This is a genomic window from Caulobacter ginsengisoli (genome assembly GCF_030814835.1).
GTDB classification, from domain to species: domain Bacteria; phylum Pseudomonadota; class Alphaproteobacteria; order Caulobacterales; family Caulobacteraceae; genus Caulobacter; species Caulobacter ginsengisoli.
This window is the reverse complement of sequence record NZ_JAUSVS010000001.1, coordinates 749,324-767,046: the sequence shown is the minus strand read 5'-3', so window position 1 is coordinate 767,046 and position 17,723 is coordinate 749,324. Positions and strand designations below refer to the sequence as shown.

The window sequence follows — 17,723 nt, the reverse complement described above, 5'->3', positions numbered from 1 at the left end:
TCCGGCGGGCTCACCAGAAAGCCAATTTGCCATGTTCGCGTTTGACGGGAAGGTCGCGTCGGGGTCAATGTCGGGGCTAAGTCGGAGGAGCGCCATGAGACTGCCTGCCCCTGTCGTCGCGGTATTCGCCGCCTTGATGCTGGCCGGATGCCAGACCTTCGCCCCGGCCTACGACAACACTCTCGACACCCAGATGACCACCGCCTTCCAGGGGGTGGCCAAGCTGTCGGCCGAGATCGAGCTGGGCAGCTATGCCGACAAGGCCACCTATGATGGGGCGACCGGCGAATACACCACCATCATCTCGTCCCTGACCGTGGCGGCCCTGCGGGCCGACACCCTGCCGGTCCAGGCCAAGGCCCCGGCCGAGCGGGCGCGCACCCTGCTGGTCGGCCTGATCAAGGGCTGCCAGACCCAGGTGACGACGGTGGCGGCGATCCACAAGGCCACGGGCCTGGCCCCTGGCGCCGGGATCAGCGCGCCGATGCTGACCAGCTGCGACCAGGCCGCCCGCGCGGCCCAGGCGCTGAAGCCGTAACAAGGAGCGCCCGATGGCCACCGATCTCAGCACCTTCAACCCGGCCAACGCCCAGGCGCTGTTCCAGGAAATCACCAGCCAGGTGTCGGGTGACGCCACCGCCTGGTGGAACACCAACTCGACCCTGGTGGCGGGCTATATCAAGTCGCTCTCGGAAGCGGCGATCCAGACTCAGCTGGCCCTGGCCGAGGGCCGCATCGACCAGGCGACCGCGACCCAGATCCTGGGCATGCAGAAGACCGCCTTCACCCAGACCCTGCAGTTTTCCCAGTACATGACCCTGGCCCTGGCCCAGCAGGTCGAGAACACCGTGTTCAAGGTGGTCGGCTGGGCGATCTACAACAAGACGGGGTTCAATCTGTTTCCGACTTTGGTGCAGCCGAAACCGGCGGCCACCTAGATCCGCAGCACTGTCGTCTCGACCACCGGCCGCCGCTCCCAGATGCGATAGGCTCCCTTCTTGACCGCGCGTGACAGGGCCGTCTCGATGGTCTCGTCCAGGTCGCGTTCCTCGGCCGGCAGCTTGCGCAGGGCCTGTTCGGCATCCTCGGCCAGGTCGTAGAGGGCTTCGTCGAGTGTGTATTCCGCGTCCCCCGGCAGGCCGATGGCCTTGACCTGCGGGCCCGAGACGATGCGGTGCTTGCCGTCCAGCACGACCGAAACCATCAAGACGCCATTGAAGGCGGCGTGGCGACGTTCCTTCAGGGCCTCGCCGTTCTCGGGGGTGACGACACCGCCGTCGACATAGAGTCGGCCTGACGGGACCTCGTCGATGATCTGGGCGCGGCCGGGGGCCAGCAGGACCATGTCGCCGTTGCGGGGTGAGACGGTCTGGCCGACCTGCAGGTCGCGCGCGAAGGCGGCGTGTTCCAAGAGGTGGCGGCGCTCGCCGTGGGTGGGGACGGCGATCTGCGGCCGGGCCCACTGGTACATCTGCTTGAGTTCGTCGCGGCACGGGTGACCGGAGACGTGGATGCCGGGGTGGTCGCGCTCGGTGTAGAGGCGCACCCCGCGGTCGGCGAGCTTGTTCTGCAGGTTGCGGATCGGCACCTCGTTGCCGGGGATGACCCGCGAGGAGAAGATGCAGTGATCGCCCTGCCCCAGCTTGACATGCGGGTGGTTGCCCTCGGCGATGCGGGCCAGGGCGGCCCTGCCCTCCCCCTGGCTGCCGGTGCAGAGATAGAGCACGCCGTCGGCGGGCATGTGGCGGGCCTCGCCGTCGCTGAGGAAGGGCTTGATGTCGCTCATCAGCCCCACCGAATGGGCGGCGCCGGCCATACGGAACATCGAGCGGCCGACCAGGCAGACCCTGCGCCCGGCCGCCTCGGCGGCGCGGATGACGGTGTCCATGCGGGCGACGTTGGAGGCGAAGCAGGCGACGGCGACCCGGCCCTTGAGCGGCTTGATCAGCGCGGTCATCGCCTTGCGGACATCGGACTCCGAGCCCGCCGAGCCATCGACGAAGACGTTGGTGCTGTCGCAGACCATGGCCAGCACGCCCTCGTCGCCCAGCTGGCGTATGGCGTCGATGTCGGTGACCTCGCCCAGCATGGGGTCGGGGTCGATCTTCCAGTCGCCGGTATGCAGGATCGTGCCCAGCGGGGTGCGGATGGCCAGGCCGTTGGGCTCGGGAATGGAGTGGGTCAGGGTGATCAGTTCGAGGTCGAACGGCCCTAGGCTGAAGCGGCCCGACAGCGGAACCTCGGTGATCTTCACCTCGTCGAGCAGGTTGGCGTCGCGCAGCTTCTCGCGCAGCAGGTAGGCGGTGAAGGGGGTGGCGTAGACGGGGGCCTTGAGCTGCGGCCACAGCCAGGCCACCGCGCCGATATGGTCCTCATGGGCGTGGGTCAGCACTATCCCGAGGATGTCGTCGGCGATGCCGACGGCAAATTCCGGGTCGGGCAGGATGATGTCGACCCCGGGCGTGGTCTGGTCGCCGAAGGTCACCCCCAGGTCGACGACGATCCATTTGCGGTCGTCGGCGGGGCCGAAGCCATACAGGTTGAAGTTCATGCCGATCTCGTTCGACCCGCCCAGCGGCAGGAAGACGAGCTGATCGTCGGTTTTTTTGCTCATTGGCCGGCGATATGGCGATTGCGACGGTGAATTTCGAGAAGCCCTCGGATGGTGAGATCGGGATCGAAGAAGTCGATGGAATCGGTGGCGCCCTCGAACAGCGAGACGACGCCGCCGGTGGCGACAACGGTGAGCGGCGTTCCCCGTTCCACCTTGATGCGGGCAATCAGCCCCTCGATCAGGGCGATATAGCCCCAGAACACCCCCGACTGCATGGCGGTGACGGTGTCGGTCCCGACCACGCGGTTGCGCTCGGGCCGCTGGATGGCGATGCGCGGCAGCTTGGCGGCGGCGTCGTGCAGGGCCTGCATGGAGAGGTTGATGCCGGGCGCGATCACCCCGCCCTCGAACCCGCCGTCGGCCGCCACGATGTCGAAGGTGGTGGCGGTGCCGCTGTCGATGACGATCAGGTCGCCCGGATAGATCACATGGGCCCCGATGGCGTTGACCAGGCGGTCGGCGCCGGCCTCGGAAGGTTTCTCGATGCGGACGGCGACGCCCAGCTCGGCGTTCTCGCCGATCACCAGCGGCTCGACATGCAGGTAGCGGCGCGAGAGGTTGCGCAGGTTGAACAGCGACTGCGGCACGACGCTCGAAATGATACAGCCGTCCAGGCTGGCCAGCTTCAGGCCGCGCATCTCCAGAAGCTGCAACAGCCAGACGGCGTATTCGTCGGCGGTGCGGCGGCTGTCGGTGGCGGCGCGCCACTGGGCGATCCACTCATTGCCGTCATGGATGGCGAAGAGCGTGTTGGTGTTGCCCTGCTCGATAGCCAGCAGCATCAGGCCTCTCCAAAGAAGACATCGCCGGCGGTGATCCGCCGAAGGGAGCCGTCGGGCAGACGAAGACGCAAGGCGCCGTCGCTGTCCAGGCCCTCGGCCACCCCGTGCAGGGTTTCAGTCCCCAGCCGCGCCACGCAGGGCTCGCCCAGGCCATGGGCGCGCGCGGTCCAGGCATCGGCGATGGCCGCGAAGCCGGCGCTGTCCCAGAGGCGGCGCCAGCGCTCGAAGGCCTCGGCCAGGATCGAGAGCGCCTCCAAGGGCTTGGGCGGCGGGGCCGTCATGTGCAGGGCCAGGGCCGTGGCGGGCTTTTCGGACACGACCGGCGGATGGGCCAGGTTGACGCCAATCCCGACCGCGACCCACAGGCCGCCCATCGGATGCTGGCCGGACTCGATGAGGACGCCGCTGGTCTTGATCCCGGCGATCATCGGGTCATTGGGCCATTTGAGGCTGACCAGGCTGGCGGGCACGTAGGTCGAGGCGAGGTCGGCGACGGCCAGGGCGGCGACGAAGCTGACCTGGGCGGCCTCGGCGGGCGGCTTGTCGGTGACGAACAGCAGGGTGGCGGCGAGGTTGCCGACGGGGGTTTCCCAGCTGCGGCCCCGGCGGCCGCGGCCGGCCGTTTGTCTAAGGGCGGTGATCCAGACCGGGCCGGTCTGGCCGGCCTCGGCCCGGCGCCGCACTTCGGCGTTGGTCGAGTCGATCTCGTCCAGCGCCTCGATCGGCGGGATGGACACCTCAGCTATGGCCGAAAGCCGCGGCGGCCGCACCCGCCCACTGATCGAGCCAATGCAGGGCCAGCCAGACCAGCGGCATGGAGAAGACCGCCGCCCCAATGGCGATGACGCGGGCCTCGGTCGGCGTCGCCTCGACCGGGCCGGAGGCGGCGTCGAACCACATGACCTTGATCAGCCGCAGGTAATAGAAGGCGGCCACCACACTGCCGACCAGGCCGGCCACGGCCACCCAGGCCATGTTCGGCGCGAAGACGGCGGCCTTGAAGACATACAATTTCGCGAAGAAGCCGCTGAACGGTGGCAGGCCCAGGGCCGAGAGCGAGAAGGCGGTCATGGCCAGGGCCATGCCGGGCTTTTCCTTGAAGAGGCCCGCCATGTCCTGGATGGTTTCCATCGGCTTGCCCTCGCGGCTGAGCGCGGTCAGGCAGGCGAAGAAGCCGGTCACATCGACCATGTAGAGGACCATGAACATCAGCATCGACTGGATGCCGGCCTGGTCCCCGGAGGCCAGGCCGATCAGGGCGTAGCCGACATTGGCGATCGAGCTGTAGGCCCACAGGCGCTTCAGATTGCTCTGGGCCAGGCCGGCGAAGGCGCCGACGAACACCGACAGCAGGGCGATGATGATCAGCACCTGGCGCCACTGGTCCAGCGCCCCGGCGAAGCCGTCGGCCAGGGCCCGGGCGAAGAGGACCATGGCGGCCAGCTTGGGGGCGGCGGCGAAGAAGCCGACAACCGGGGTCGGGGCGCCCTCGTAGACGTCCGGCGTCCACATGTGGAAGGGCGCGGCCGAGACCTTGAAGGCGATGCCGCAGATCAGGAAGACCATGCCGAACAGCACGCCCGACTTGCCGACCCCATCGCCCACCGCGGCGGCGATGACGTCGAAATGGGTCGAGCCGGCGAAGCCGTAGATCAGCGAGGCGCCGTAGAGCAGCAGGCCCGAGGAGAGGGCGCCGAGCACGAAATACTTGAGGCCCGCCTCGGAGGCCTTGGGATCGTCGCGGCGGAAGGCGGCCAGGACGTAGAGGGCCAGGGACTGCAGCTCGACCCCGACATAGAGGCTGATCAGGTCGCCGGCCGAGACCATCATGCCCATGCCAAGCGCGGCCAGGATGACCAGCACCGGGAACTCGAAGCGGCTGTCGCCCCGGCGGGCGAACCAGCCGGTGGCCAGGGGAATCGAGACGGCGCTGGCGACGAAGATGGCGACCTTGGCGAAGGTCGCCGCGTCGTCCGAGACGAAGCCGCCGGCGAACGCCCGGCCGTGCGGCGCATAGACGGCGGCCACGGCGGCGGCCAGCAGGGCGGCCATGCTGGCGACCGTGTGGGCCGTGCTGGCGCGGCCAGCGAAGGCGCCCCACAGCAGCAGGACCATGGCCGAGAGGGCCAGGATCAGTTCGGGCGCGGCGAGTTGGAGATCGGAGAGTGGCATCGCCCTACCCGGCTACGGCGACGCGCCAGGCGCCGACCAGCGCGTCGACGGAAGCGCCTGTAATGTTGAAGATTAGGTTGGGCTGCACGCCCAGCCAGAGAGTCGAGACGATCAGCGGCGCGAAGATGGCCATCTCGCGCCAGTCCATGTCGGTGATGGTCGCCAGGGCCGGGTTGGTCATCTCGCCGAAGATCACCCGCCGATAGAGGGTCAGGGCATAGACGGCCGACAGGATGACCCCGGTGGCCGCCAGCAGCGCCGTCCAGGTCGAGGCCTGGTAGGTCCCGGTCATGGTCAGGATCTCGCCGACGAAGCCGGAAGTGCCCGGCAGGCCGACATTGCCCATGGTGAACAGCATGAAGACCGCCGCGTAGAACGGCATGCGGCTGACGAGGCCGCCGTAGAAGTTGATCTCGCGGGTGTGCATGCGGTCGTAGATGACGCCGACGCAGAGGAAGAGCGCGCCCGAGATCACCCCGTGGCTGATCATCTGATAGATGGCGCCCTGCTCGCCCTGGGCGTTGCCGCTGAAGATGCCCATGGTCACGAAGCCCATATGGGCGACCGACGAATAGGCGATCAGCTTCTTCACGTCGGTCTGCCGGAAGGCGACCAGCGAGGTGTAGATGATGGCGATCACCGACAGGGCGAAGATCAGCGGCGTGAACTGAATGCTGGCGTGCGGAAACATCGGCAGCGAGAACCGCAGGAAGCCGTACCCGCCCATCTTCAACAGGATGCCAGCCAGGATCACCGAACCGGCGGTCGGGGCCTCGACGTGGGCGTCGGGCAGCCAGGTGTGGACCGGCCACATCGGCATCTTGACCGCGAAACTGGCGAAGAAGGCCAGCCACAGCCAGGTCTGGGTCGAGGGCGAGAACTTGAACTGCATCAGCTCGGGGATGGAGCTGGTGTGGGCCACGCCCATCATGAACAAGATGGCGGCCAGCATCAGCACGCTGCCCAGCAGGGTGTAGAGGAAGAACTTGAAGGCCGCATAGACCCGGTTCTTGCCGCCCCAGATGCCGATGATCAGGAACATCGGCACCAGGCCGAATTCGAAGAACGTATAGAAGAGGATGATGTCCAGGGCGCAGAACACCCCGATGACCAGGGTCTCCAGCACCAGGAAGGCGACCATGTATTCGGCCACCCGCTTGTCGATCGACTTCCACGAGGCGGCGATACAGAGCGGCATCAGGAAGGTGGTCAGCGGCACGAACAGCACCGAGATGCCGTCGACCCCCATGCGGTAGTGCAGGCCGGCGAACCACGGGACATCTTCCAGGAACTGGAAGCCGGTGTTGGCGGGGTCGAACTGGAAGACCAGCAGGACAGACAGGGCGAAGCTGGCCAGGGTGGCGGCCAGGGCGATCCATTTGGCGGCCGTGTCGGCGCGCTCGCCGGTCTGGCCGAAGGCGCGCAGCAGCAGGATGGCCGCGACGCCGACCAGGGGCACGAAGGTGATGGCGGAGAGGATACCGGTCATCGCTGCCTCACCGCGACCACATGAACAGGAACCAGCCGAGAAGGCCGGCGATGCCCAGCAGCATCACGAAGGCGTAGTGGTAGACATAGCCGGTCTGCAGCCGCCCGGTCCCGCGCCCGATGACGTAGGAGAGCCAGGAGACGCCGTTGGGGCCCAGGCCGTCGATCAGTTTCTGGTCGCCGCCCTTCCAGAACAGGTCGCCCAGGATTCTGGCCAGCCGCACGAAGGTGGCGTCGTAGATCTCGTCGAAGAACCACTTGTTGTAGAGGAAGGACCAAGCCGGCCCCTTCTCGGCGGCGATCCGCGCGCCCATGCCCTCGCGGGCGATATAGACATACCAGGCGCCCAGCAGGCCCAGCAGCGAGACGACCAGCGGCGCCAGCTTGACCCATTCGGGGGTCTCGGTATGGGCCATGTGCAGGATGTGGTTGGCCGCGCCGTTGAAGATGGCGCCGCGCCAGAACTCGACCTGCTCGGCCCCGACGAAGTTCTCGACGAACAGATAGCCCGCCCCAATGGCGCCGACGGCCAGCAGGCAGATCGGGACCAGCATGGAGAGCGGGCTCTCATGCGGGGTATGGTCGTGGCCGTGCCCATGGTCGTCGTGGGCATCATCCGGCAGCGGTTCGCTGTGGGTCTCGATCTGGGCGTGGCTGGCGTGGTCGTCGGCGACCGCGTGGTGGGCGTCATGGCCCCACTTGGCGTGGCCATGGAAGGTCATGAACACCAGCCGCCAGCTGTAGAAGGCGGTCAGGCCAGCGGCCAGGACGCCGATGACGAAGGCGAAATAGCCGACGCCGCTGGTCCGGCCCGCGGCGAAGGCGGCCTCGATGATGGTGTCCTTGGAATAGAAGCCGGCGAAGCCCAGGTCGTAGCCTGGGATGCCCATGCCGGTGATGGCGATGGTGCCGATCATCATCACCCCGTAGGTGACGGGCAGGTATTTCCACAGGCCGCCCATCTTCCGCATGTCCTGCTCGTGGTGCATGCCGTTGATCACCGAGCCGGCGCCCAGGAACAGCAGGGCCTTGAAGAAGGCGTGGGTGAACAGGTGGAACATGGCCGCCTGATAGGCGCCGACGCCGGCGGCGAAGAACATGTAGCCCAGCTGCGAGCAGGTCGAATAGGCGATGACCCGCTTGATGTCGTTCTGGGCCAGACCGACCGTGGCGGCGAACAGGGCGGTGATCGCCCCGATCAGGGTGACGATCTGCTTGGCCACCGGGGCGTATTCGAACATCGGCGACAGCAGGCAGACCATGTAGACGCCGGCGGTGACCATGGTCGCCGCGTGGATCAGGGCCGAGACCGGGGTCGGGCCCTCCATGGCGTCGGGCAGCCAGGTGTGCAGAAAGAACTGGGCCGACTTGCCCATGGCCCCGACGAACAGCAGGGCGCAGGCCAGGTCGACCGTGTGCCAGCTGTGGCCGGCGAACTGCCAGGTGGTGGCGGCCTTGGCGGCGACCTGCGGGAAGATGTCGGCGAACTGCACCGAGCCGAACACCCAGAAGCAGGTCATGATGCCGAGCGCGAAGCCGAAGTCGCCGATCCGGTTGACCACGAAGGCTTTGATGGCGGCGGCGTTGGCGGTGGGCTTCTTGTACCAGAAGCCGATCAGCAGATAGGAGGCCAGCCCCACCCCTTCCCAGCCGAAGAACAGCTGCATGAAGTCCGAGGCGGTGACCAGGGCCAGCATGGCGAAGGTGAAGAGGGACAGGTAGGCGAAGAAGCGCGGCCGGCTGTCGTCGCTGGCCATGTAGCCCCAGCTGTAGACGTGCACGAGGCTGGAGACGGTGGTCACCACCACCAGCATCACCGCCGACAGGCTGTCGATGCGGATCGACCAGTTGGAATGGAAGTTTCCGACGTCGATGAAGGGCGCGATCTGGACGATGAACCGGGCCGGCCAGTCGCCCCAGATCACCCCGTAGAAGGTCACCCACGAGCCGGCGGCGGCGGCCAGCAGCAGGCCGGTGGTCACCGCCTGGCTGGGGATGTCGCCGATGCGGCGGCCGAACAGGCCGGCGATCGCGGCCCCGAGCAGGGGCGCGAAGACCAGCAGAGTGACGAGAAGCTGCGGCGTCATCGGTCTGGCGTCAGCCCTTCATCACATTGGCGTCGTCCACGGCGATGTCGCCGCGGTTCCGGAAGAAGGTCACCAGGATGGCCAGGCCCACGGCGGCCTCGGCCGCGGCGACGGTCAGCACGAACATCGCGAAGATCTGACCCACCACGTCGTGCAGATAGACCGAGAAGGCGACCAGGTTGATGTTCACCGCCAGCAGGATCAGTTCGATCGACATCAGGATGACGATGACGTTCTTGCGGTTCACGAAGATGCCGAACACCCCGATGGTGAACAGGATGGCCGCGACGACCAGATAATGGGTCAGGCCGATCATTGATTGAGGCTCCCCTCATCGACCGAGGCGCCCGAGCCGATATCGACGATGGTCATGCCAGTCTTCGGACCGCGGGCCACCTGGGCGCCGATGTTCTGGCGCTTGACGCCGGGCTTGTGGCGCAGGGTCAGCACGATGGCCCCGATCATCGCCACCAGCAGCACCATGCCGGCCGCTTCGAAGAAGTAGGCGTAGTCGGTGTAGAGCACCCGGCCGATGGTCTCGACATTGCTGATATCGACGCCGGAGGCTTGCGGCGTGGCGCCCGGCCCGGCCTTGCCGCCGTTGGCCACGCTGACCGTGACGAAGATCATCTCCAGCACCAGCACGCCGGCGACGACCAGGCCGATGGGCATGTAGCGGGCGAAACCCTGCTTGAGCGCGGCGAAGTCGATGTCGAGCATCATCACCACGAACAGGAACAGCACCGCTACCGCGCCGACGTAGACGACGACCAGCAGCATGGCCAAAAACTCCGCGCCCAGCAGCACGAAGAGGCCGGCGGCCGAGAAGAAGGCGGTGATCAGGAACAGCACCGAATGGACCGGGTTGCGGGCCGAAACCACGCCCAGGCCCGCCGCGATGGTCACCGCCGCCATCAGGTAGAATGCGATCGCCTGAAGCGGCATCTGGGGTCTTGGGCTCCGTTCGGTTGTCGAAGGGCGCCTGACGAATCTTTACCGCCAGGGCCCAGACCGGCGGGGGTCTTCTAGACGCCGGTCCTGGGTTTGCAAAGAGTGGGAAGGGCTATCGGTACTCGGCGTCCATCTCGAGGTTCCTGGCGATCTGCCGCTCCCAGCGGTCGCCGTTATCGAGCAGGCGTTCCTTGTCGTAATAGAGCTCTTCGCGGGTCTCGGTGGCGAACTCGGTGTTGGGCCCCTCGACGATGGCGTCCACCGGGCAGGCCTCCTGGCACAGGCCGCAATAGATGCATTTGACCATGTCGATGTCGTAGCGGGTGGTGCGGCGGCTGCCGTCCTCGCGGGGTTCGGCCTCGATATAGATGGCCTGGGCCGGGCAGATGGCTTCGCAGAGCTTGCAGGCGATGCAGCGTTCCTCGCCGCTGGGGTAGCGGCGCAGGGCGTGCTCGCCCCGGAAACGCGGCGACTGCGGGCCGCGCTCGTTGGGGTAGATGACCGTCTTCTTGGGGGCCAGCATGTATTTCATGGCCAGCCAGAAGGCCCCGCCGAAATCCATGAGGGCCGCGCCCTTGATGGCCTGGGTCAGTCGGTTCGTCATGACTTGGTCTTCTTCGGAACGAAGCAGATGTAGTTGGACATCTGAGCCATATCGCCGCCCTCGTCCTTGGGCCGCACCTCGCCGCCGCGCGATTTGCATAGGTCCGTGGCGCGCCTAAAGCCGTCATAGCTCATCAGGCCGCTGCCCAGCGTGTAGCTTTGGTCGCTCGCCTGGGCCGTCGGCGAAGTCCCATCGGTGGCGCAGGCGCCCAAACCCAGCAGGAGGGCGCCAAACAAAACCGTGGGCGGCAGGACTTTCAGCATCAGCCTTGTCCCCAGAGCAGCGGTGAAAACACCCGGTAGCCGCCTACCAGCACCACCGCGATGCCCGTGATCGGCAGGAAGACCTTCCAGCCCAGCCGCATCAGTTGGTCATAGCGGTAGCGGGGCACGATGGCCTTGGCCATGGCGAACAGGAAGAAGAAGAAAATGATCTTGGCGAAGAAGACCAGGAACAGCAGGAAGCTCTGAAGGGTCGGCGACCAGCTGGCCATGAAGTCGGTCGGGAAGCCGGGGTTCCAGCCGCCGAAGAACAGCACCGCGATCATGGCGCACATCAGGACGATGTTGGAATACTCGCCGATCATGAACAGCAGGTACGGGGTGGAGCTGTATTCGACCTGGTAGCCGGCCACGAGTTCCGACTCCGCCTCGGGCAGGTCGAAGGGGGGACGGTTGGTCTCGGCCAGGGCCGAGATGAAGAAGATCACCGCCATGGGGATCATCACCAGGGCCAGGGGCAGGTTCTTCAGGCCGCCGCCGAACACGTACCAGTTCCAGATCCAGCCCTTCTGCTGATCGACCAGCTGGCTGAGGTGCATGGTGCCGCTGAGCAGGATGACGGTGATGATCACGAAGCCGATGGAGACCTCGTAGCTGACCATCTGGGCGGCCGAGCGCAGGCTGCCGAGGAAGGGGTATTTCGAGTTGGAGGCCCAGCCTCCCATGATGATGCCGTAGACGCCCAGCGAGGAGATGGCGAACAGGTAGAGGATGCCGACATTGATGTCGGCCACCACCCAGCCTGGGGCCAGCGGCACCACGGCCCAGGCCCCGAAGGCCAGGATGAAGCTGATCAGCGGGGCCAGCAGGAAGACGAACTTGTCCGCCCCGGCCGGGATGACGATCTCCTTCAGCACGAACTTCAGGAAGTCGGCGAAGGACTGGAACAGGCCGAACGGGCCCACGACGTTGGGGCCCTTGCGCATCTGCACGCCGGCCCAGATCTTACGGTCGCCCCACAGCAGGAAGGCGAGCGACAGCAGCACCCAGATCAGCACCAGGGCGATCTGGCCGACAGCCAGCCCGAACCAGAGCCAGGGGGATTGAGCCGGCATCCGCTACTCCGCCGCGTGTCTGGCGGCGCCCGAAGCCAGGGCCGCGCATTCGGCCATGGTCACGCTGGCGCGCGCGATGGGGTTGGTCAGGTGGAAGGCCTTCACGGCGCTGGTCAGCGGGGCCTCGCCCCCCTCCCCGGCCCCGATGGTTCCCAGGTCGAGGCCGGCGGGGATGGAGCCCGGGGCGTGATCGATCTGGCCGAAGGTCGGATGGTCGGCGAACAGCTTGGCCCGCAGTTGCTCCAGGCTGTCATAGGGCAGCTTGGCGTCCAGGTGCTCGGACAGCGCCCTAAGGATCGCCCAGTCCTCGCGGGCCTCGCCCTTGGGGAAGACGGCGCGTTCGGCCATCTGCACCCGGCCTTCGGTGTTGACGTAGAGGCCATTCTTCTCGGTGTAGGCGGCGCCCGGCAGGATGACGTCGGCCCTGTGGGCCCCGGCGTCGCCGTGGGTGCCCAGGTAGACGACAAAGGCGTCAGTCTTGGAGAGGTCGAGTTCGTCGGCGCCCAGCAGGAAGAGGACGTCCGCGCCACCCTTGGCGGTCAGATCGGCGGCCGACTTGCCGCCAGCCTTTGGAACGAAGCCCAGATCCAGGCCGCCGACGCGGGCGGCGGCGCTGTGCAGCACGTTCCAGCCGTTCCAGCCGTCACGGACGACGCCATAGGTCTTGGCGACCGCGGCGGCGGCCTTCAGCGCCCCGGCCGAGGCGTTGGCGCCGACGATGACGGCGGGGTTGGCGGCGGCCTTGAAGGCCTCGGCGAACCTGCTCCTGGACTTGGCCAGGCCATTCAGGCTGGCCGCGCCGGCGCCCAGATATTCGTAAGCGTAGGTCAGGTCGGCCTGCTCGCCGATGACGCCGATGGTCAGCTTGCCGGCCAGCCACTGGCGGCGCAGGCGAGCGTTCAGCACCGGGGCTTCCAGGCGCGGGTTGGTCCCGACCAGCAGCAGCACATCGGCCTGCTCGATGCCGGCGATGGTGGAGTTGAACAGCCAGCTTTCGCGGGCGCCCTGGCCCAGGCCCGAGCCGTCCTGGCGGCAGTCGAGGCTGGTCACGCCCAGCCCGCCGAACAGGTCCAGCGCCGCCTTCATGGATTCGGCGTCCTGCAGGTCGCCGGCGATGACGCCGATGCGGTCGGGGCTGGTCGCCTTGATCTTGCCGGCCACGGCGGCGAAGGCCTCGCCCCAGGTCGCGGGTTTCAGCTTGCCGCCGACCTTGACCATCGGCCGGTCGAGGCGCTGGCGCGAGAGGCCGTCGACGGCGTAGCGGCTCTTGTCGCTCAGCCATTCCTCGTTGATGTCGTCATTGATGCGCGGCAGCACCCGCAGCACCTGGGCGCCCCGGCTGTCGACCCGGATGGCGCTGCCCAGGGCGTCCATGACGTCGATCGACTGGGTCTTCTTCAGTTCCCAGGGCCGGTAGTTGAAGGCCCAGGGCCGGTGGGTCAGCGCGCCGACCGGGCAGAGGTCGTTGACGTTGCCCGACAGCTCGCTGGTGACGGCGGCGCCCAGATAGGTGGTGATCTCGACGTCTTCGCCGCGGCTGATCAGGCCGATCTCCGGCACGCCGGCGACCTCGGTGATGAAGCGCACGCAGCGGGTGCACTGGATGCAGCGGGTCATCACCGTCTTGATCAGCGGACCCATGTGCTTCTCTTCGACGGCCCGCTTGTTCTCAGCATAGCGGCTGTCGTCGCGGCCATAGCCCATGGCCTGGTCCTGCAGGTCGCACTCGCCGCCCTGGTCGCAGATCGGGCAGTCCAGCGGGTGGTTGATCAGCAGGAACTCCATCACCCCTTCCCGGGCCTTCTTGACCATCGGGGTGTTGGTGAAGATCTCCTGGTTCTCGGCGGCCGGCAGGGCGCAGCTGGCCTGCGGCTTGGGCGGGCCGGGCTTCACCTCGACCAGGCACATGCGGCAGTTGCCGGCGATGGAGAGGCGCTCGTGGTAGCAGAAGCGGGGGATTTCCTCCCCGGCCAGCTCGGCCACCTGCAGGACCGTCATCCCGGGCTCGAACTCGACCTCGACGCCGTTGACCTTGGCTTTGGGCATGGTGGCTGGACTACCTGATCTCAAGGACGCGCCCGCCGGAGCGGACCGCGCGTTGGTGCGCTGTCTCTATCGCTTCCTGGCCGACGTCAACAGGGCGGAATGGGAAATGCGCAGCCATATCAGTCGCCCTTGCCCGCGCAGGCGACCGGCGGCTGATCCAGGGCGGTGGCGATGACCCGCCGCAGCCGGCAGCTGTAGCGTTTCTCGTAGGTGCCTTCCTTCTGGATATAGCGCAGGGCCGGGGCGTTGCAGCGCATCCGCTCGGCGATCAGGAATTCCCAGCGCTTGTCGCCTGGGGCCATTTCCAGAATCTGCTCGGACGTCGTGGCGAGCATGTAGCCATAGGCGGTGTAGCGGTCATTGTAGGTCCCGCCGATCGGCGACTTCGGGTCCTTGGCAGTCATCAGCCGCTGGAAGGCTTCCTCGGTATTGGGACAGGCCAGTTCCGGGTTGGCCAGGGTCGCCTGGTTGAGGTTGTTCCAGCTGTTGTAGGCGCTATCCATCGCCTGCAGCTGGCGGGCGGTGTTGAGCTGGTCGATGCCCAGATAGACCGCCAGCACCGCCGTGACCGCGGTGATCACCGTGGCGATCCCGCCGACGACCGACCACCAGGCGGTGGAGCGCAGCCAGCCTCGTTCCTCCGCCGGAGCGGCGATCTCGAGGTCCGGTGGGTCCTCGCTCAGCGCCCTACTCCGCCGCGACCAGCTTGGCGCCCTGCACGTGCGGCCTGTTGGCCCGATAGAGCGAAATCCGGTCCTCGACCTCATGGCGGAAGTGGCGGAACAGGCCCTGGATCGGCCAGGCGGCCGCGTCGCCCAGGGCGCAGATGGTGTGGCCTTCGACCTGGCTGGCGACATCGAGAAGCGTGTCGATCTCTTTCGGATCGGCCTCGCCGGTGACCATGCGTTCCATCACCCGCCACATCCAGCCGGTGCCCTCGCGGCAGGGCGTGCACTGGCCGCAGCTCTCATGCTTGTAGAAATAGGCCAGGCGGGCGATCGCCTTGATCAGGTCGGTGTCCTTGTCCATCACGATGACGGCGGCGGTGCCCAGGCCCGACTTCAGCGCCGACAGGGCGTCGAAGTCCATCAGCACTTCCTCGGCCTCATGGGCCGGGATCATCCGCACCGAGCTGCCGCCCGGGATCACGGCCTTGAGGTTGCCCCAACCGCCGCGGATGCCGCCGCAGTGGTCGTCGATCAGCTGCCTGAAGGGGATGCTCATCGCCTCTTCGACGTTGCAGGGCTTGTTCACATGGCCCGAGACGCAGAACAACTTTGTCCCGGTATTGTTCGGCCGCCCGAACCCGGCGAACCACTCGGCGCCCCGGCGCAGGATGGTGCCGACGACGGCGATCGATTCGACGTTGTTGACGGTGGTCGGGCACCCATACAGCCCGGCGCCGGCCGGGAACGGCGGCTTGAGGCGCGGCTGGCCCTTCTTGCCTTCCAGGCTCTCCAGCAGGGCGGTTTCCTCGCCGCAGATGTAAGCGCCGCCGCCGTGGTGGACGAAGAGGTCGAAGTCCCAGCCGTGGACATTGTTCCTGCCGATCAGCTTGGCCTCGTAGGCCTGCTTGATGGCGGCTTCCAGCACCTCGCGCTCGCGCACGTATTCGCCGCGGATGTAGATGTAGCAGGCGTGGGCCTGCATCGCGAAGCTGGCGATCAGGCAGCCCTCGATCAGCAGGTGCGGATCATGGCGCATGATCTCGCGGTCCTTGCAGGTCCCGGGCTCGGACTCGTCGGCGTTGACCACCAGATAGTGCGGCCGGCCTTCCTTGACCTCCTTGGGCATGAAGGACCACTTCAGGCCGGTGCCGAAGCCCGCCCCGCCGCGGCCGCGCAGGCCGGAGTTCTTGACGTTGGTGATGATCCAGTCCGGGCCGGCGTCCAGCATCGCCTTGGTGGCGTTCCAGCAGCCGCGTTTCCTCGCCCCTTCCAGACCCCAGTCCTGGAGGCCGTAGAGGTTGAGGAAAATCCGGTCCTTGTCTTCCAGGATGCCGACCATGCGTCTCAAGCTTTCGGATCAGTGGGTTCGGAACGCACAAAGCGCGCGCGCCGGACGAATACGTAGGCGAAAAGGGCCCAGCCCAGCGTCATGGCCGCCCAGGCGACGGGGAAGGCGAAATCCGGCGCGCCGAAACGCCGCCAAAACAACAGAGCCAGCCCGACAAAGAAGGACAGGGTCCCGCCGATCTGCTCCCCGGTGTACATCGTCCTGGCGATGGCGCGGCGCTCTTCCAGAGTCATCAGCGGCGGCCCGAACGGTAGAAGGTGACGATCATCCAGATCTGCACGGCGAAACCGGCGACCAGGAAGACCCAGAAGCCATAGTTCAGCCAGGCGATCTGGGTCAGCACATTGGCGATGATGCAGGCCATGGCCAGGACCGCGCAGGCCACCGTCGTGGCCAGCGTCAGGACCATCCGCTTCTTGAGCGCGGCCTCGTCCATCAGGCGACGGGCTCCTTCTTGGCCTTCTTGGGCTTTTCGGGCGCGTTGGGCAGAGCCTTGATCGGCTTGGCCAGCGAGCCGTCATAGAGCCTGGGGTCCAGCAGGGTCTGGATGGCGTCCTTGGGCTCGGAGGACTTGCGGCCCTCATAGCTGCCCGGCTGGGGCGACTTGCCGGCGGCGAAATCGTCGAGGATCTGGCCCAGGATCTCGGGGGTCAGGTCCTCGTAATAGTAGTCGTTGATGGCGGCCATCGGGGCGTTGCAGCAGGCGCCCAGGCACTCGACCTCTTCCCAGCTGAACCTGCCGTCGGCGCTGACGGTGTTACGGGGGCCGACCTTGGCTTCCAGAACGGTCTTCAGGTCATTGGCGCCGCGCAGCATGCAGGGGGTCGTGCCGCACAGCTGCACGAAGGCGACCTTGCCCACCGGTTCCAGCTGGAACATCACATAGAAGGTCGCCACCTCCAGCACCCGGATGACCGGCATGGAGAGATATTCGGCAACGAACCGGATCGACGGCTCGCTGACCCAGCCTTCCTGCTTCTGCACCAGCCACAGCAGCGGAATCACCGCCGATTGCCGCCGCGCTTCGGGATACTTGGCCAGCCACCATTGGGCGGCCTTCTGCGACTCGGCCGTGAAGGCAAAGGACGCGGGCTGGTCTTTGGCGAGGCGGCGGACGGACATTGAAGACTCTTCGGACGGGTGGCGGCCCTGATTTGGCGCCGATGTAGCGCGGCTGCCTACCATCCGACAATGGCAACCGCACCCCCACCCGAAGGGAAAGCTAGTTGGCGCTCAGAGTCTTGGAGATGGTGACGCTGATGATGCAGCCTCGGTCGACCCGGTAGACCACCAGCATGTCCTCGCGCGATGTGCCCCGGGTGACCGATTCCGTCTCGGCGACCAGGTCATCGCCGGTCAGCCGCTGGACCACCGTCATCCTGTAGGGCGTGGGCAGCTTGAAGAGGTTGTCGCGGTAGTTCTCGACCAGGCTGGCCGGCTCCACCCGCTCGGGCCAGCGCACGATGATGGCGTTCTTGGTCAGGGTTCCGGCCAGGGCGGCGGCGTCCTGGCTGTTGAAGGCGCCGATAAAACTGTCGACCACCGCCGAGGCGGCCGGCGGCGGGCTGCTGGTCATCGGGGTGCAGAAGGCGATGGAGGCGGCGATCAGGGGTCCCATCGGGGCTCC

General features: G+C 66.9%; 20 protein-coding genes. 2 read left to right on the top strand and 18 right to left on the bottom strand.

Annotated elements, in window-relative coordinates; all coding sequences use genetic code 11:
- Positions 1–94 precede the first annotated feature (94 nt).
- Complete coding sequence (locus QO010_RS03840) at positions 95–538, top strand: hypothetical protein (protein WP_307346154.1); 444 nt, start codon at positions 95–97, stop codon at positions 536–538.
- A gap of 13 nt (positions 539–551) precedes the next feature.
- Complete coding sequence (locus QO010_RS03835; protein ID WP_307346152.1) at positions 552–938, top strand: hypothetical protein; 387 nt, start codon at positions 552–554, stop codon at positions 936–938.
- Here the strand turns inward: QO010_RS03835 and QO010_RS03830 are convergent.
- The 18 genes from QO010_RS03830 to QO010_RS03745 all read right to left on the bottom strand — a co-directional run bounded on the left by QO010_RS03830 (position 935) and on the right by QO010_RS03745 (position 17,714).
- Positions 935–2,614 carry a ribonuclease J gene (locus QO010_RS03830; protein ID WP_307346149.1) on the bottom strand — a complete coding sequence of 560 codons (1,680 nt, stop codon included), beginning with the start codon at positions 2,612–2,614 and terminating at the stop codon, positions 935–937. The two genes, QO010_RS03835 and QO010_RS03830, sit on opposite strands and share 4 nt — an antisense overlap.
- A complete protein-coding gene (locus QO010_RS03825) occupies positions 2,611–3,399 on the bottom strand; it encodes a type III pantothenate kinase (protein WP_307347066.1) in 789 nt (262 codons plus the stop codon). The genes QO010_RS03830 and QO010_RS03825 overlap by 4 nt, the downstream gene beginning before the upstream one ends.
- Complete coding sequence (locus QO010_RS03820; RefSeq protein WP_307346144.1) at positions 3,396–4,133, bottom strand: biotin--[acetyl-CoA-carboxylase] ligase; 738 nt, start codon at positions 4,131–4,133, stop codon at positions 3,396–3,398. The genes QO010_RS03825 and QO010_RS03820 overlap by 4 nt, the downstream gene beginning before the upstream one ends.
- A gap of 1 nt (position 4,134) precedes the next feature.
- Positions 4,135–5,568 (bottom strand): NADH-quinone oxidoreductase subunit NuoN, encoded by a 1,434-nt coding sequence (gene nuoN, locus QO010_RS03815; RefSeq protein ID WP_307346141.1) that lies wholly within the window; start codon positions 5,566–5,568, stop codon positions 4,135–4,137.
- A 4-nt stretch (positions 5,569–5,572) separates the two neighbouring features.
- On the bottom strand, positions 5,573–7,057 hold the full coding sequence (locus QO010_RS03810) for an NADH-quinone oxidoreductase subunit M (RefSeq protein ID WP_307346139.1): 1,485 nt from the start codon (positions 7,055–7,057) through the stop codon (positions 5,573–5,575).
- A gap of 7 nt (positions 7,058–7,064) precedes the next feature.
- Entirely contained in the window at positions 7,065–9,143 is a 2,079-nt protein-coding gene (gene nuoL, locus QO010_RS03805) for an NADH-quinone oxidoreductase subunit L (protein ID WP_307346137.1), read from the bottom strand.
- A 10-nt stretch (positions 9,144–9,153) separates the two neighbouring features.
- On the bottom strand, positions 9,154–9,459 hold the full coding sequence (gene nuoK / locus QO010_RS03800) for an NADH-quinone oxidoreductase subunit NuoK (protein WP_307346133.1): 306 nt from the start codon (positions 9,457–9,459) through the stop codon (positions 9,154–9,156).
- Positions 9,456–10,088 carry an NADH-quinone oxidoreductase subunit J gene (locus tag QO010_RS03795; RefSeq protein WP_307346130.1) on the bottom strand — a complete coding sequence of 211 codons (633 nt, stop codon included), beginning with the start codon at positions 10,086–10,088 and terminating at the stop codon, positions 9,456–9,458. The genes nuoK and QO010_RS03795 overlap by 4 nt, the downstream gene beginning before the upstream one ends.
- Before the next feature lie 118 nt (positions 10,089–10,206).
- A complete protein-coding gene (gene nuoI / locus QO010_RS03790; protein ID WP_307346127.1) occupies positions 10,207–10,698 on the bottom strand; it encodes an NADH-quinone oxidoreductase subunit NuoI in 492 nt (163 codons plus the stop codon).
- Positions 10,695–10,961: a hypothetical protein gene (locus tag QO010_RS03785; protein ID WP_307346124.1), complete on the bottom strand. Its 267-nt coding sequence runs from the start codon at positions 10,959–10,961 to the stop codon at positions 10,695–10,697. The genes nuoI and QO010_RS03785 overlap by 4 nt, the downstream gene beginning before the upstream one ends.
- A complete protein-coding gene (gene nuoH, locus QO010_RS03780) occupies positions 10,961–12,034 on the bottom strand; it encodes an NADH-quinone oxidoreductase subunit NuoH (RefSeq protein WP_307346121.1) in 1,074 nt (357 codons plus the stop codon). The genes QO010_RS03785 and nuoH overlap by 1 nt, the downstream gene beginning before the upstream one ends.
- A 3-nt stretch (positions 12,035–12,037) precedes the next feature.
- Positions 12,038–14,080 (bottom strand): NADH-quinone oxidoreductase subunit NuoG, encoded by a 2,043-nt coding sequence (gene nuoG / locus QO010_RS03775; RefSeq protein ID WP_307346118.1) that lies wholly within the window; start codon positions 14,078–14,080, stop codon positions 12,038–12,040.
- Positions 14,081–14,199: 119 nt separating this feature from the next.
- Positions 14,200–14,661 (bottom strand): hypothetical protein, encoded by a 462-nt coding sequence (locus QO010_RS03770; RefSeq protein WP_307346114.1) that lies wholly within the window; start codon positions 14,659–14,661, stop codon positions 14,200–14,202.
- A gap of 106 nt (positions 14,662–14,767) precedes the next feature.
- Complete coding sequence (gene nuoF / locus QO010_RS03765; RefSeq protein ID WP_307347063.1) at positions 14,768–16,087, bottom strand: NADH-quinone oxidoreductase subunit NuoF; 1,320 nt, start codon at positions 16,085–16,087, stop codon at positions 14,768–14,770.
- Between the two features lie 5 nt (positions 16,088–16,092).
- Positions 16,093–16,329: a hypothetical protein gene (locus QO010_RS03760; protein WP_307346112.1), complete on the bottom strand. Its 237-nt coding sequence runs from the start codon at positions 16,327–16,329 to the stop codon at positions 16,093–16,095.
- The gene (locus QO010_RS03755; RefSeq protein ID WP_307346109.1) at positions 16,329–16,532 is read right to left on the bottom strand and encodes a hypothetical protein; all 204 of its coding nucleotides are present in this window, start codon (positions 16,530–16,532) and stop codon (positions 16,329–16,331) included. The genes QO010_RS03760 and QO010_RS03755 overlap by 1 nt, the downstream gene beginning before the upstream one ends.
- Positions 16,532–17,218, bottom strand: a complete 687-nt coding sequence (nuoE, locus tag QO010_RS03750) for an NADH-quinone oxidoreductase subunit NuoE (protein WP_307346108.1) — start codon at positions 17,216–17,218, stop codon at positions 16,532–16,534. The genes QO010_RS03755 and nuoE overlap by 1 nt, the downstream gene beginning before the upstream one ends.
- 100 nt (positions 17,219–17,318) lie before the next feature.
- On the bottom strand, positions 17,319–17,714 hold the full coding sequence (locus QO010_RS03745) for a hypothetical protein (protein ID WP_307346105.1): 396 nt from the start codon (positions 17,712–17,714) through the stop codon (positions 17,319–17,321).
- Positions 17,715–17,723: the final 9 nt, after the last annotated feature.